We start from the raw sequence: 16,174 nt of genomic DNA, 5'->3' as shown, positions 1-16,174 counted from the left end.
GTCCGTAAATCGCCTTCCAATGTAATAAATGCTGTTCCGGAACCGACGCTGGGAATTTTTACTAATCTGCAAGATATCAAATTTGGGATTATAAGGCTCTAACTGCAACTTGCCTCGATGCCTTAATCGCGTAGTTCCGACCTTACAACTTGCCAGAACTGAACGCTTGCGAATCCAATGTGCGCTTTGTTCCTAGTCGCTTGTCAGTCAATTACTTCGTCGTAGTAGTTGTAACTTCAATAATCTTATTTATTTAAAAAATTATATTTTTGCGAGATTCTATTAAACGGATAAAGCAAATATTGTAAATCTGAAACATTCATCGTAGGTTCGGTATTTGAGACACCATTATCACACTATGGTACAAAGGATTTACCTGCTTGTTTTTTTAGGTATGTTGCTGATGTTGACGATCTTAACGCCAAGGATTTCGTTGGCACAAGATTTCAATGAATGTCAGCGTATAGTTAAAGATCTTCTCCCCGTTTTTAACCGTTCTTTTGAAGAAAATAATCCTGCCCTGCTCAGGGAAGAATCATATCAGCGCGGCGTCCGAAATCTGCAAGCCGCCTACGCACTTTATCACAAACAAGCATTCCAACCTGCCGATTCTGTGCAGCGCATGAACAATGAAGCGGTGATCCTTGCATTGCTTGGCAACTATCAAAAGGCGTTGCACATTATGGAAGAGTTGGAGCTGAGTTCACAAGATCCGCATTTGCATTATAACCGCGGGCTTTTTGGAATGCTGTCCGGCAAATATGCCGCTGCCCGCACCGATTTTGCAGAGGCTCCCGGTGGCACCCAGGCGACATTGAATACATTGGTTTCCTATGCAAAGGAAAAGAAGTACGGTGAGGCAATGAGCTACGCAAATGGCAACAGCGCTAAAAACACCGACGGAAAGTGGAATTACAACCTGGGAATGGTTTACAAATACAACGGACAACTTCCCGAGGCCGTTGACGAAATGGCCACCGCGATCCGGCAGAAAGATGAAATGGCTTACCGGCTGCAACGCGGCGATATGCTGATGCGCATGGGCAGCGAGAAAAAGGCAGTAAAAGATTTTGAAAAAGTGTCTCGCAACCATTTAAAGGCCCAAATCCGATATGCCAATGCATTGTTGTCATTAAATCAATTTGGGGCAGCGAAAGCGGTTTTTGAAAAATATCTGGAAACCGACGACCGCACATTTCGCGGCGATGCTTATCTGGGAATGGCGCATTCATTTTACGGTTTGAAGCAGATTAGCGAGGCGCAGCGTTATTACAAGCTCGCTTCCACATTGAAGCGCGAAACGCCCGCATTGCAATCCGGAATGGGCAATACGCACCTCTCGAAACATGAATATCAAACTGCTTTCACGCTTTTTGACCGGGTTATCAAAAAGGATTCAACGTATTTGCCCGCATATCTGGGCCGCGCAGTCTCTTATTATGGCCAGAAAAAATATGACCTCGCATTAAAGGATTTTAAAAAAGCAGAAATGGCTTTGAACGAGGATAATAAGTTTTTTGCAGACCTTTTTGTTACTAAAGCATTCTCCGAATATTATCTCAAACAAGTCAATTCTGCACAGGACGATTTCAAAAAGGCGATCAAGCTGGACCCTACGCGTTATGAGGCATTGGCAGGAATGAGCAGCATCATGATCGATCAGAAGCGCTATTCCGAAGCTGGTCAGTTTCTCTCAAAAGCGCTCGTATATGAGCAGGGTTACGATTTAATGTGGAGCAATTACGGAAGTTTGCTGCTGCATTTTGATATGTATAAAAAGAGTTATCAGGTTTTCAAAAAAGCGGTTTCACTCAATCCATCCAATGTCAATGCGCAGAATGGCTGGGGTGTTGTGCTGTTGGAAAATGACCAGCTCGATAAGTCAATGGCGCTTTTTGATAGTTTGCTGAAAGAGAAGCCAAACCTGCCGTTTTTGAATAACAATCATGGCATCATTCAAGCGTATATTGGCAACAGGCACGCGCAGCGACGACAGTTGGATGAGGCAAACGCACGCTATGACGGCGCTTTTAAGGACTTTGCAACCGCAATGGATAATGCGCCTTCCCGCAAGTTTTACAATGTAAATCAAGGCAATGTTTACCGCTATCTCGAAAAATACGACGAGGCGAAACTGAGTTACCAAACCTATCAGGACAAAAGCGCGCTCAACAACACTGCTGTTATGTATGCCGGTCGCGAGCAGTTGAAAGACGCTAAATATTATCTTGGAGTTGCTCTACAAATCGATTCGCTGCATCGTGTGTTTCAATATAACATGAACATTCTGGTTAAAGGCAAACAGAAGGAAATGATGCGTCTGGTGGCTTCCAATGATGAGAACAGTCCTTTTTCGGACATTGGGATTAAATACAGCCGTGATGGATTCGTGACGATTTACCTTTATGATTACGAATATGATTCGCTGTCATTCCCCGGGCGCCACTATATGCCTCTGCCCGTTGCGGAATATAAGGAGGATTACTTTATCCCGGAGTACGATTTCAAGCTGATTGCTTATGCCAAAAACAAGGGCAATGATGGTAAGAAGAAGCGTGTTCGCTATAAGACTCAGAAAGTGCGGCTTCCAGGATCGAGAGGCAGATCCGGAACAAAGTGCCCGATCCTATTTTAGCCTAGATTGCAATAAAACGTTGAAAGACGGCTTTGAGTAAAATTTTCTACGCAGCAAATTGGTTCTATCCCCAATAAACGTAAAGTTTTCTACTATCAGATTGGCGGGTTATTAACGGTTTCTCGCCGAGCTGCCGTTCGTAAGTATGTTTTTGACCTCAACAAAGCTGATAGGCTTATCAAGAAAATAATCCGCGCCTTCACGAAAAGCTTCCTCACGCAGATTTGTCATCGCGCTCATCATGACGATACGTGCACCTATTTCCGGGTTTGTATTTTTAATGCGATTGATTTCATTAATCCCTTTGCCATCGGGCAAGTTGTTGTCAATGAACACCCAATCAGGTTTCATGCTGTTAATGCACTCCAATCCTTCCAAAAGTGAAGCAGCAACTTTAACGGATGCATCGGGTGATTTAATATTTAATTGTTTCACTAGAAAATTGCGCATCAACACCCCCAAGTCCTTCTCATCTTCAATTATTACAATTTTCATAGCGCTGTGTCAGAAATATAATTTTCGTTCATCGATTAGGAGAGTTGTAGTCAAAAGTGTTCTTTATTTTTATGGTGAGCGTGTCGACCGTTTAATTACAATAATCCTGCCATTAAGGCCCTGAAAGCCAGTTTACGGCGAATTCAGAATGATAATTTGTCAGGTTAATGTGTAGAATGTTTATCCCCATTGCATGCGCCAGGCCTTTGGTACAGGATTTTGTATTGAAACGGTGTAAATGAAATCTTTCACATAAAACGAGTTAACGGTATGAATGGTAATAAAGCATTTTGGGGAATCGTAACGGCAGCAGCGGTTGGAGCAATCATTGGGTTACTATTTGCTCCTGAAGAAGGAAATCAAACGCGTAAAAAAATTAAGAAAAAAACAAATAGCCTGGCAACTGACCTGATTGATGCGCTTGAAAAGAGCAAAGAGAAAGTTGCTAGTGTTGCAGGCCAGGTGAAAAAAGAAGGCGAGGAATACAAAGAAGCAGCTCTTGACAAAGCTGATGAGTATACCGACGAAGCTAAACAAGAAATCAACAGATATTCATAATAAGGACATTCGGGCGCGAGCAATTGCGCCCGAATTTTATATGCTTCATCCAATATGAAAACATCATCAACAAACCCCGATAGCAGGCCGATCGAAAGCACCGTGAATTACGTTAAGGAAATGTTTTTGACTGCTCCCGATACAAAAACCGGCAAGACGCTTGAACTTGGCGTCAATGCGCTATTGGCAAAAACAGCGTTGCGCAGATTGCCGCCACCATTGAACTTTGTTGTTCCATTGGTCGTAAAAAATGTGATCGTAAAACACGGTGTGCCCGAAGGCAGGGAACTGCTTCTTAAAGGATTACGGTGGGTAAAGAAAAAAACAGACGACACGCCGCCGAGTCTGGCTTAGGCATTATTGTTATTTCAGATATTTGCCGAACCCTTCCGTAACGAAGGGTTCTTTGCGTTATAACGCTATGACGGCAAGAAATTTGTTAGGTTAACTATACGTCTGTAAAAACACCGCCAGTTTTACGTAAACTCAGGCGGTTTTTACCGCTCACTCAACGTTCCTTTTTGTAAATTAAATCGGAAATGTTATACGGCAATTTCGAATTAACTCCGTGAATTATTGGCAGTTGTCATTGGATATATATTTTTAGGCGTTCGGGAGCCATCGGTATAATTGGCACCGTTCAATGGACAAATTGCAAACCGCAGATACAACACACTGAAAAGACGTTTTTTTGTATTTTCACCGCAGTCTGAGATTTATACTCAGTCTGTGGAAATTAGTACGCAATCTTTATTATCGCGCCGTTGGTTGAAGATAGATTGAATAAAGAATCGTAAATTTAAACTTTAAGAATTCTAATATTTTACCCTTGGTTGCTATATGCAAAGACAGACGCAGACGCAAAGACAGACCCTGAAATACTCTCCGTTGCAAATTCAGATGCTGAATTTACTGCATTTGACAACAATGGAATTGGAACAAAGAATCAAAGAAGAGTTAGAAGAGAATCCTATTTTAGAGGAAGGCAAGGACGACAATGCTTCTGAGGATACGGTCGACGAGTTCCAGGATCCGGCGGATACGGGCACGGGTGAAGATAACAGCATGCAGGATTATTATGACTGGGATGAGTTTAGAGATGATGATGTTCCAGATTATAAAACTTACGCCAATAACCAGTCTCCTGATAATGAGCTTTATACGCGACCAATGGTTGAAACCATCTCATTCCGCGACGACCTCAAACAGCAAGTTCATTTCCTAAGACTTGACGACAGACAGCAACTGATTGCAGATTTTATCCTTGATTCATTAGATGAGGATGGCTTTTTGAGACGTGAGAGCGATGTGATTGCTGATGATATTTCTTTTGCAAACAGCATGTTCATTGACACAGAAGAAGTCAACTGGATATTGAAAATCATTCAACAGCTCGACCCGGCCGGAATCGCGGCAAATGACCTCAGAGAATGCCTGCTGATTCAACTTAACCGCATTGAAAATCAGGACGACACTTGGAAATGGGCTTACAAAATTGTGACCGACGCATTTGACGAGCTTGGTTCCAGGAATTATGACAAGATCATGCGGATCACCGGTCTGGATGAAGAGTCGCTGAAAAAAGCCATTGCGCTGATCACTACCCTAAACCCCAAACCGGCATCAGGACTTCGTAACGACTCCATCGTTAACGAAAGCATTAAGCCTGATTTTATGCTGCGGTATACGGAGGATGGTGAGATAGAAGTGCAGCTTACATGGGGCAACAGCCCTGCCCTGCGTTTGAACAAATTGTTTACCCAAATGGCTGAACAAAAGAACGATAAGGCGACCAACCAGTTTCTTAAAAATAAAATGAACTCTGCAAAATGGTTTATTGATGCCATTAAGCAACGTGAAAATACAATGCTGAGCACATTGAAAGCCATTGTGCGGCTGCAATATGATTACTTCCAGTCAGGAGACATCAAGAAGCTCCGGCCAATGATCCTGAAAGACGTCGCGGAAATTATTTACATGGACATTTCCACCGTTTCGCGGGTTACCACCAATAAATATGTGCAGACGCCCTTCGGGATTGTTCTACTAAAAGATCTTTTCACAGAAGGCGTTACCAATGAGGACGGAACCGAGGTTTCCAACAGGGAAATTCAGGAAGCGATCCGGGAAATAGTAAGCGCAGAAGACAAACGTCATCCATACAACGATCAGCAAATTACAGATATGCTCTCCGAAAAGGGCTATTCTGTTGCGAGAAGGACCGTTGCCAAATATAGGGAACAATTGAACATCCCAACTGCAAGATTAAGAGTAACCATTTAAGCAACGTAAGAAACCACTGGATTTAGCCCTAATAACCTGGCATGAAAAAAATAGTTGTTGTCGATGATGAAGCAGATATCTGCTTCTTATTAAAAAGATTTTTATCAAAGAATGATTTCATAGTTGAGACTGCGCAGAATGGTAAAGACGGCCTTGCGCTAATTGATTCGATTTCGCCTGACCTGGTCATGACCGATTTCCGGTTGGGAGACATTACCGGAACTGAGTTGCTGACTGCGATCAAGACAAAGCGTCCTAATGTGCCTGTTTTGATTATTACAGGTTATTCTGACATCAAAATTGCCGTAAGCGTAATGAAACTTGGCGCTTACGATTACATTACAAAGCCTCTTTTCCCGGATGAAATTCTTGTAACCGTTAAAAAGGCCATTGCCGATGCGGAATCCAAGGAAAATGAAGAGTATGAATACACTTCTGTTTCATCCGGAACAAGCAGCGGATCATCTGAAACGGTGAAACCTGCCCGCAGAAGCAATTCGCGCACAAAGCCTGGCTACGTTATGGGCCAAAGCGATATTTCTGACAATCTTTTCAGACAAGTGGATTTGGTTGCGCCTACAAATTTCAGCGTGATCATTTACGGTGAAAGTGGTTCAGGTAAGGAGGCGATTGCGCAGGAAATTCACAACCGTTCCAAAAGACGTGATATGCCGTTTGTCGCCATGGACTGCGGAGCAATCTCCAAGGAACTTGCGGGAAGTGAGCTTTTCGGTCACGAGAAAGGATCTTTCACAGGTGCACTGAACACAAAAATCGGTCATTTTGAGATGGCAAACGGCGGAACATTGTTTTTGGACGAGGTTTCCAATTTGTCCTACGAAATTCAGGTTGCGTTGCTGCGCGTTGTACAGGAGCGTAAAATGCGCCGCATTGGTGGTTCAAAAGAGATTGACCTGGACGTGCGTATATTGGTTGCGAGTAACGAACGGTTACTTGAATCCGCCAAAACCGGCAAGTTCAGAGAAGATCTTTATTATCGTTTTAACGAGTTTACGATCGAAGTTCCCGCATTGCGAAACAGGAAGGATGATTTGATGCTTTTTGCAAACACATTCCTGGACACAACCAATGTAGAACTTGGCAAGAATGTGACAGGATTTTCGGAAGAAGTCAAAAATGATTTTCTTAACTATTCATGGCCTGGTAACCTGCGAGAGCTGAAAAACGTGATCAAGCGTGCGACATTGCTTTCTGACGGAGATTTGATTGAAGAAAAATCGCTGCCATTTGAAATTGTTAATTACAGAAAGCTGAAAGACCTTGATGAAGAGCCTGTTGCGCCCGTTTCCACGATAAGCAGCGTTGCGAGCGCACCCGAAGCATTGGATGGAGATGATTCAAAACCCAGCTTGAAGACGGTTGCGAATGAAGCAGAATATGACATGATTATGCAGGTTTTGAGAGACGTCAACTTCAATAAAAGCAAAGCTGCGCGGTTATTAAACATTGACCGAAAAACACTTTACAATAAAATGAAGCAGTTTGACATTTAATTGCAAAGTTACGTTTGAGCTAGAACCTGGATGAACAATAAAATCATAAAAGTCCTTCTTGTAGACGATGATGAGGACGATTACTTTCTGACACGCGAATATTTCCATGAACTGATTAATTGGAAATTTGATATAACATGGTGTTCCACCTTTCGGGATGCGAAATATCACATTAAGGAAAACAAATACGACCTCTATCTGTTCGATTATTTGTTGGGCGAAAGCACGGGGATTGACCTGATCGAGCTGGCTTGCCAGTTTGAATGCGAAGAGCCAATTATTCTGCTGACCGGAAAAGGTGACACTAAAATAGCAGTCGAAGCATTGCGCCTCGGCGCTGCCGATTATCTGATCAAAAGCGAGCTTGATGCTGAAAAGCTGGAAAGGAGCATTCGTTACGCTTTGGAAAGGACTTCCGTGCTTAAAGCATTGAAGCACAGCGAACGACGTTACAGGAGGATTTTTGAAGAGTCGAATGATTTCCTGTTTATAAGTGATCTTGAAGGCAACATTATTGATTTCAACACTTCGGCCAGTGTGCTTACTGGCTACGAGGAAGAAGAGCTGAGGGAGAAAAATATCCTGGAATTGATCGAAGACGCGCAATTTGATTCTCCTTGGCGCGAAATCAAAGATCGTCCAATTCATGATTATGAAGTCAAATTGCTGTCCAAAGATGCAGACAAGAAATATTGTCTTTTTTCCGCTTCACTGGAAGTGGATGACGAGCATCCGTATATACAAGGCAGGTTACATGATATGACCGCGCGCAAGCAGTCGGAGCGGGAAAGGTTATTTTCTGAAAAAATGGCGGTTACAGGTCGCCTGGTGCGCATGCTAGCACACGAAGTAAGAAATCCATTAACCAATGTCAATTTGTCTGCCGAGCAGCTTGAAATGGAGCTGGTCGATGAAGATCAGAAGTTCTATACACAAATCATTAAAAGGAATTGCAACCGCATCAATGATCTGATTTCGCAGCTTTTACAGCCGTCCACTTCTGCTGATATTGAGCTGGTTGAAAGTTCCATGCATTCAGTCCTTTCGCAAGCCATAGGTTCAGCATTGGATCGTGTGCAATTGAAGCGGATTCAAATTGTTAACCAATTTGCAGAAGAAGAGCTTTCACTGCCGCTCGATTCCGTGTCTTTACAAATGGCCTTCCTCAATATTATAACCAATGCAATTGAAGCAATGGAAGAGGACAAGGGCATTTTGCGGATCACCACGAAAAGCCAAGGAGAAAGCATTCAGGTAATTTTTGCAGATAACGGCTCAGGCATCAGTGAAGAGCATATGGATAAGATTTTTGAGCCATATTTTACTGGTAAAAACAATGGAATGGGCATCGGATTATCCACAACGATGAGCATCATTCACGCCCACCACGGCCGCATTGACGTGCAGTCAGAACTCGGTTCGGGAACAACTTTCACGATAACCTTTCAAAACGGAAAGTAACTTGGTTGCGATAGGCAATGCAATGCCTCCGTAGTAACACCAAGCAGAGCAGACGACCGAAGTGACCTTTAAACGCCACCTCAGCCGCCCGCTCCGCACGTTTGGCAAAATCAAAAACTCACCTGTTGAGCTTTTATTAGACCGCCGTCACCCTTGTCTTCTTTTTATTGAAGAACCCGTAAATGATCGGGAATATTAGCAGTGTAAGAATGGTTGCTGTAATTAAGCCCCCTATAACCACAATCGCCAACGGTTTCTGCGTTTCTGAGCCGATTCCGGTCGAAGTCGCGGCTGGCAAAAGCCCGATTGCAGCCATTAATGCGGTCATAATAACAGGTCTGATTCTCGATTTGACGCCCTCGCGAATTGCTTCGTCCAATGCCATCCGTGCAGCAAGATTTTTGTTAAAGACCGAGATCAGGATCACACCATTTTGCACACATAACCCGAAAAGCGCAATAAATCCAACGCCTGCCGAAATGCCGAAGTTCATGTGCGTCACGTGCAGCGCCAGGATTCCGCCAATGAGCGCGAAAGGAACATTGATCAAAACCAAACCGGCGTCTTTTGCATTGCTGAACATAATAAACAGCAAAATAAAAATCCCGATTAAGCTGATTGGAACGACTTGTCCCAGCCGCGCAGTCGCGCGCACCTGATTCTCAAATTCACCCGACCAGTTCACGGAATAACCTTTTGGCAGCGATTTGAGCAGCGGCTTCACGCGGTTTTGCGCATCGGCAATCGTGCTTCCCAAATCACGTTCGCGCACAGAGAATTTCACGCCTATGAAACGCTTGTTGTTGTCGCGATACACAAATGCGGGCCCTGTAACCGTGCGGATCGAGGATATTTCTTTTAATGGAATTTTGCCTCCCGTCATTGTAGGAACCATCAATTGCTGAATGTCATCCACCGTGCGGCGATATTGCTGTTCGTATCGCAGGCGAATGTCAAACTTGCGTTCGCCTTCATACAAGATGGAAGCCGTTTTGCCACCAATCGCCATTTCTATAACCGCCTGTGCATCAGCGGTGCTTACGCCATATTGCGCCATTTTGTGATCGTGGAGAATAACGCTGATCTCAGGCTGACCAATGTTCCGCAGAATGCCCACGTCCTTGATCCCCGGCACATCCTTAATCGCATTCAAAACCTGATCCGCTTTCGCATTCAGCGTTTCAAGATCGTCGCCGTAAATTTTTACTGCGTTACTCGCATTCATCCCTGCCACAGCTTCGGCAACATTGTCGATGATGGGCTGTGAATAATTGTAATTAATGCCCTGGAATTGCTTCAATTTCTTGTCCATTTCCTCAATAAGCTGATCCTGCGTGATCTTGCGTTTCCACTCGTTCTTTGGTTTCAGGTTCACCTGCATTTGAACATAGTAAAAACCAGATGGGTCCGTTCCGTCGTTGGATCGGCCGGTTTGGGACAAAACGCCATTGACTTCGGGGAATTCGTTGAGCTTGGCGCGCAAAATGGTAACCATTTTAATGGTTTCGTTCAGCGAGCTGCTCATTGGCATTTTCGCTTCTACCCAAAGTGCGCCTTCGTTCAATGTTGGCAAGAACTCTGTCCCCAAAAATTTTGCAGAAAACATGCTGATTCCCAAGAATAACGTTGCGAGAACAAGGCTCAGCTTTTTACGCGCATAACACCACTCAAAGCCGTTTATCACACTTCTGTCGAAGAAGCGAACGACTGGATTGCTTTTTTCTCTGACATTTTTATTCAACAATATCGAACAAAGCACCGGAACAAGCGTCAATGTGTACAAAAGCGCTCCCAGCAACGCAAAACCCAACGTGTAAGCCAGAGGCGTGAACATTTTTCCCTCCACTTTCTGAAAACTGAAAATCGGGATAAGCGCGGTGATGATGATTAATTTGGAAAAGAAAATGGCCTTTCCGAGTTCGCCGCCTGTTTTTTTGATCAATCCTAATTTCGAAAGCTTGTTATAGCGATCCATTCCGTTGCGATGCGCAAGGTGATCGAGCGCTACGAATATGCCTTCGACCATCACAACTGCTCCGTCAATGATAATTCCGAAGTCAATAGCGCCCATCGAAAGCAAGTTGGCCGACATGCCTCTCATTTTCAAGCACATGAATGCAAACAGCAGCGCGAGCGGAATGATGATAGAAACAATGACCGTCGTGCGCCAGTCGGCCATGAACAGGAAGACGATAACGGTTACCAGCACAATGCCTTCCACCAGGTTATGCTTTACAGTGTGCGCACAAAATTCAATGAGATTGTCACGATCATAAAACGTCACCATTTTGACATCCGGCGGTAGGATTTTCGTGTTCAATTCGTCAACCTTATCCTTTATACGCGCCAGCACTTCACTCGGATTTTCGCCCTTGCGCTGAACAACAATGCCTTCCACAACATCATCGTTTCCATCCAGCCCAACTTGGCCCACACGCGGCATATCTGATTCTTTCACATCGGCCACATCCTTGACCAGCACAGGATTATCCTTGACAAATTCCACGATAATGTTCTCAATGTCCGGAATGGAATTCAGTAACCCAATCCCGCGGACAACGTAAGCCTGGCCATTTTTTTCAATCACATCACCGCCCACATTGACATTGCTTTTGGTGACAGCCTGGTAAACTTCCAATGGCGTAATGTTGTATTTTACGAGTTTGGTTGGATTGACCTGCACTTCATAAATTTTTTCCCGGCCACCAAATGCAACCACATCAGCAACGCCCGGAATGCTCCTTAACTGTCTGTCAATGATCCAGTTGTGCAAGGTCAACAATTCCCTGCTGTCGCGATCCTTGCTTTTTAATGTAAAGCGGAAAATCTCGCCGGTCGGGCCGTAAGGCGGCTGCACATCCGGCTCCACGCCTTCGGGCAATGAAATGTTTCGGAGTTGATTGTTAACCTGTTGTCTGGCAAAAAAGTCTTCAACATTATCGTCAAAGATGATTTTGATAATGCTCAATCCAAACATGGTCGTGCTGCGCACGTTGGATTTTTGTTGCACCGAGTTCATCGCGACTTCAATGGGAACTGTCACAAAGCGCTCGATTTCCTCCGCGCTGCGGCCATTCCATTGGGTAACGATAATGATCTGTGTATTAGTGACATCCGGAAATGCTTCCAGCGGTGTGTCACGATAACTAACGATCCCCGCGATAATCAGCAGGCCCGTCATAAAGAATATGAAAAAGCGGTTTTTCAAAGAAAAGCCCACAATTCCCCGAATGAATTTATTCATTTTTCAATGAGTGAAGAGTGAATGAGTGAATGAGTGAATGAGTGAATGAGTGAATGAGGGTTAATGATTGAATGATTGAATGACCGAATGATTGAATAATTTTTTCTATTCACTCATTCAATCATTCAGTCATTCAACATTAATCATTCAGCGCGTCGTAAACGAGGAGTTGGTTCTTGCTAATGATTGTTTCGCCGTCTTTGAGGCCGCCGCTGATGTAGGTTCGGTTGGCGAGTGAGCGATAGATTTCTACGGGGCGCGTTTCGATTTTGGAACGGTTGTGATAAACCATCACCCAATTTTTACTGCGGTCAAAAATCACGGCTTGCGATGGAATGGCTTGCATTTTGCTGCCTTCTTCGAAATTCAGACTGACGGTTGCGTGCATTTCCGGTTTCAGCTTGAATCCCACATTTTGCAATTGAATGCGGATTTTCATCGCTTTTGTGTCCGGATCGAGCACATTGTAGATCTTGTCTACTTTCCCTTTAAAAACTTCGTCTGAAAAACTGATCGTTCTTACGTCCGCAGACATTCCCAGCTTAATCCTTGGAATGTCACTCTCATTTACATTGGCCATAACCCACACATCCGCAATTTGTCCGACCGTGAAAAGGCTTTCCGCATTATCGGAACGCAACTGCATTCCCAGGTTCACATTCTTGTCAATGACAAAGCCGTTAATTGGCGATTTCACCGTATAATTGGCTGATTTGCCCAAACCATAAATTGAAAACACTTCCTTGACACGACTGACTTCTGCCTGCGCCTTGTCCACAACTTGGCGCGCCGTGATCACATCGCGTTCGGGAACGAGCTTGCTTTCGAACAGATCTTCGGTCGAAGACAGGTTTTTCTGTGCAACCAGCAGATCGGACTGAGCCTGAATTTTTTGTCTTTCAAAATCAGCCACTTCACCTGAGCGGATCGTTGCCAGTTTTTGGCCTTTACGCACATTATCACCCAGTTCCACATCCACTTCTTCTACATTGCCGCCAACAAGCGGGTAAATTTTGATCACCTGATTTTCGTCAGGGACCACTTTTCCAACCAGTGTAAGCTCATTGCGAACGGCTTCTGTACGCACGGTGTCGATGCTGATTCTGCTCATCATGGTGTCCGAAAGCATAAATGCCTTGGATTCTTCGGGTTCCTCTTTTTTTGTATTGCACGCAGTCAGCCAGATGCCGAGGGCGGCCAACATGACAATGCTTAGGGAATTTTTCATTGGATTTTTATTAATGGCAAAAGCCGTGATGTGATTAATGCGAACTGATTAATTGAAAAGCTCTTCACCGACGACGAAGTTGAGTTCTTCGTAAACTTTGATGCGGTCGGCCTGTAAGCGGTTATATTCCTTGATGCTTTCGTTGTAGGTTTCTATGAAGTCGATGAATTCCAAAAGAGTGATATTTCTTTTCTGGAAATTGTCGTAAATGCCTTTGCTAAGGAGTTGAAACTGATCCGAAAACTGGCTTTCGACGCTGTGATAAGCATTTTCTGCAACCGAAACTTTTTGTAATGCTGCATCCACCTCGTTATTGACGCTCGTCACCTTGGCCGATTCAGCCGTTTTGAAATAACCAATGTTCGTTTTTGCGGCTTTGATGTTTCCCTGATTTCTATTGAAAAATGGCAGACTCATCGTGGCTGAAACGCCTACATAATTATTGACATAATTGCTGGCCTGGTCATAAACTGCTCCCAGCTGAATGTCAGGGACAGCCAGCGCTTTTTGCAAAGTGTAGTTCAGTTCAGCCTGTTTTACAGCAGATTGCGCAACTTTCAGGTCCGAGCGACTTTCCATTGCTTTTGCTTTCAGGGACGCTGCTGTATATTGGTTCAATTGATAGCGCTGAATTTCCAGACTGTCAACAACTGATTTGACCGGCCGATCCGCGTTGAGCAGCGTGCGCAGATTGCGCTGGTTGTCGTGCAGCTCAAACAGAATGTCGGCGCGGTCATTAGTCAGTTGGAAAAGGAGGGCTTTTAAACGTACGACTTCTTTAAGGGAAATGTTTTTGCGGTTATATTCCTTGTCGAATGCAGTCACCGTCGTGTTCAGTGACGCAATCTGCGTGTCATATAAGGCAATGGTTTGTTCCAGATAATAGGACTCAAAAAATATCTGGCGAAGGTCAAACTTCAATGTGCGGATCAGGTCAAAAAACTGATATTCTCTTTTTCGGGTGGATTCCACATCCAGTGCCACCTGTTTGTTGCGCTTGCCTGCGCGGGTGATGAGTTGTTGAACTGTGAATGCTTTCTGGCCTTGTTTTCCCACATCCAAAAAACCCCGGGAAGGATTGTAGGCACTGATTTCGACGCCGAATGTGGGGTTATTCCAAAGCTTGTCCTGAATTTCGATGGATTTGGCAATGTCAATCTGATATTTCTCGGCAAGAATTTCGAGGTTGTTTTGCAGGAACAAGCTGTCCGCCTGCCTGATCGAAAGCCTCAATGTGTCCTGGGCATGCAGCTGGGCCGCCAGGCAAATGAGGAACGTCGTGAATAAAGTTCGCATGATTTCTGTGTTAGAATGATGCGATATTCCGACGCCGATATTACAGGAGCCTTAAAATAAAGTTAGAAAAAAATTAGAAGTGCAAAAGTGCCTCATATGTGGTCTAAACGCACTTTGAATTCGCTGCCCCGGCCCACTTCGCTGGTAACGGAGAGCACGCCGTGGTGCAATTCCACGATTCGCTGGCATATGGAAAGGCCGATGCCGAAGCCGGGAATGCTCGTCGCATTGGCCGACCGGAAGAATGGATTGAAGATATTTTCAAGGTCTGCGTCTGCGATCCCAATGCCCCGATCTCTGACTTTGACAATGCAGGATTTTTCATCTGACGCAATCAGGATCTGAGCAGTGTGGTCCGGAGAATATTTGCAGGCATTATCCAGCAGGTTGGAAAAAACCCTTTTCAGCAACTCCTCATTGCCTTCAATCACCGTCGCATTTTCATTGCCCGGAATGTTCTCGTAATCAATCACAACATTGTAATCCGGGTTGATCGACAGCAACTCTTCTTTTGCCAAAAACGCAAGATCTTCGATGTGAATTGGCGACATGTTCACCTGGCTCGTATGCTCGTATGAGCGCGCAAGAAAAAGCAGGTTATTGGTGATGCTGATCAGCCGTTCTGTGTCTGAAAACAAATTGGTAAAAACCTCTTCCAAAGCCGGATTATCCTTGTTGAACCGTTGCCCCAATTGTATTTCCGATTTCAATGCGGCGAGCGGCGTTCGCAGTTCGTGCGAGGCGTGTGATACGAAGCTTTTTTGTTGTTCAAATGCCTTGTGAAGCCTGTCCAGCACCGTGTTGAAGTTGATCGCAAGCTGCGCAATTTCATCCTTTCGGTTGCCCTCATCGAGTTTTTGAGAAAGATTTTGTGCAGTGATCAAAGAAACTTGCTCGTTGATGCGGCTGATCGGCCTGAGCGCATTTCCTGCAAAATAAATTCCGAGTCCAATGGTTACAGCAATGCCCGCTAAAAGGCCCCATCCCAGGGTTCCTCTCAAATTGGTCAGCTTGCTATGCCCGAATGTGTCATAAGCAGACGCCAGCACAATCAGCGGCTCGCTTTGATCCTGATACAAAAGTCCGATCACTTCACTTTCGCCTTCGTGAAATTCCATGTATTTCTTGCTTCGGACCTCATCGAGCAATGCGGCCTGATAAGTCAGCAATTTATCGTCGACACTGGAATAAATCAGATCGTTATCTGCGTTGAAGATCAGGACTTTTTCGTCCAGCATTTCGGAAAGCGTGTTTTGGTCAATGGCTTTGAGGAGATCTTTGTCGATTCCTTTGACTTTTAGCAAAAGCCGGCAAGTTGTCCGGGCGCGGCTTTTAAGGCGGTCGTAAAATTCCTCCTGCCTGTAATGCTCGGAAACGCTGTAAATGGCAATCGAAAACAAAAGCAGGATCGCCGCCACCAAAAGCGTGAACTGAAAAGCGATCCGATCTTTAATTTTCAA

11 protein-coding genes are annotated in these 16,174 nt (G+C 44.5%); 6 read left to right on the top strand and 5 right to left on the bottom strand.

The genetic code is table 11. The features are described from left to right. Positions 1–403 precede the first annotated feature (403 nt). Positions 404–2,635: a hypothetical protein gene (locus tag LZG73_RS03935; RefSeq protein ID WP_233846294.1), complete on the top strand. Its 2,232-nt coding sequence runs from the start codon at positions 404–406 to the stop codon at positions 2,633–2,635. Positions 2,636–2,746: 111 nt separating this feature from the next. Here LZG73_RS03935 and LZG73_RS03930 read toward each other — a convergent pair whose 3' ends face one another. After that, positions 2,747–3,130: a response regulator gene (locus tag LZG73_RS03930; protein WP_233846293.1), complete on the bottom strand. Its 384-nt coding sequence runs from the start codon at positions 3,128–3,130 to the stop codon at positions 2,747–2,749. Positions 3,131–3,400: 270 nt separating this feature from the next. Between LZG73_RS03930 and LZG73_RS03925 the strand changes: the two genes are divergently transcribed. The 5 genes from LZG73_RS03925 (at position 3,401) to LZG73_RS03905 (ending at position 8,946) form a co-directional block, all read left to right on the top strand. Beyond that, positions 3,401–3,688 carry a YtxH domain-containing protein gene (locus LZG73_RS03925; RefSeq protein ID WP_233846292.1) on the top strand — a complete coding sequence of 96 codons (288 nt, stop codon included), beginning with the start codon at positions 3,401–3,403 and terminating at the stop codon, positions 3,686–3,688. 54 nt (positions 3,689–3,742) lie between these two features. Continuing rightward, positions 3,743–4,042 (top strand): hypothetical protein, encoded by a 300-nt coding sequence (locus LZG73_RS03920; protein ID WP_233846291.1) that lies wholly within the window; start codon positions 3,743–3,745, stop codon positions 4,040–4,042. A 486-nt stretch (positions 4,043–4,528) separates the two neighbouring features. After that, entirely contained in the window at positions 4,529–5,971 is a 1,443-nt protein-coding gene (gene rpoN, locus LZG73_RS03915) for an RNA polymerase factor sigma-54 (protein ID WP_233846290.1), read from the top strand. Positions 5,972–6,012: 41 nt separating this feature from the next. Next, complete coding sequence (locus LZG73_RS03910; RefSeq protein ID WP_233846289.1) at positions 6,013–7,485, top strand: sigma-54 dependent transcriptional regulator; 1,473 nt, start codon at positions 6,013–6,015, stop codon at positions 7,483–7,485. Between the two features lie 30 nt (positions 7,486–7,515). Next, positions 7,516–8,946 (top strand): ATP-binding protein, encoded by a 1,431-nt coding sequence (locus LZG73_RS03905; protein ID WP_233846287.1) that lies wholly within the window; start codon positions 7,516–7,518, stop codon positions 8,944–8,946. A gap of 136 nt (positions 8,947–9,082) precedes the next feature. On the opposite strand, the gene LZG73_RS03900 is transcribed toward LZG73_RS03905, so the two are convergent. The 4 genes from LZG73_RS03900 to LZG73_RS03885 all read right to left on the bottom strand — a co-directional run bounded on the left by LZG73_RS03900 (position 9,083) and on the right by LZG73_RS03885 (position 16,174). Next, positions 9,083–12,190 carry an efflux RND transporter permease subunit gene (locus LZG73_RS03900; protein ID WP_233846285.1) on the bottom strand — a complete coding sequence of 1,036 codons (3,108 nt, stop codon included), beginning with the start codon at positions 12,188–12,190 and terminating at the stop codon, positions 9,083–9,085. Between the two features lie 139 nt (positions 12,191–12,329). Further along, on the bottom strand, positions 12,330–13,418 hold the full coding sequence (locus LZG73_RS03895; protein WP_233846284.1) for an efflux RND transporter periplasmic adaptor subunit: 1,089 nt from the start codon (positions 13,416–13,418) through the stop codon (positions 12,330–12,332). 48 nt (positions 13,419–13,466) lie between these two features. Then, complete coding sequence (locus LZG73_RS03890) at positions 13,467–14,714, bottom strand: TolC family protein (protein WP_233846283.1); 1,248 nt, start codon at positions 14,712–14,714, stop codon at positions 13,467–13,469. Positions 14,715–14,806: 92 nt separating this feature from the next. Further along, entirely contained in the window at positions 14,807–16,174 is a 1,368-nt protein-coding gene (locus LZG73_RS03885; protein WP_233846479.1) for an ATP-binding protein, read from the bottom strand.

Origin of the sequence: Dyadobacter sp. CY326, from assembly GCF_021390515.1 — a bacterium.
Classification (GTDB): Bacteria; Bacteroidota; Bacteroidia; order Cytophagales; family Spirosomataceae; genus Dyadobacter.
The sequence above is the reverse complement of the archived record's forward strand: the minus strand, read 5'-3'. Positions and strand labels throughout refer to the sequence as shown.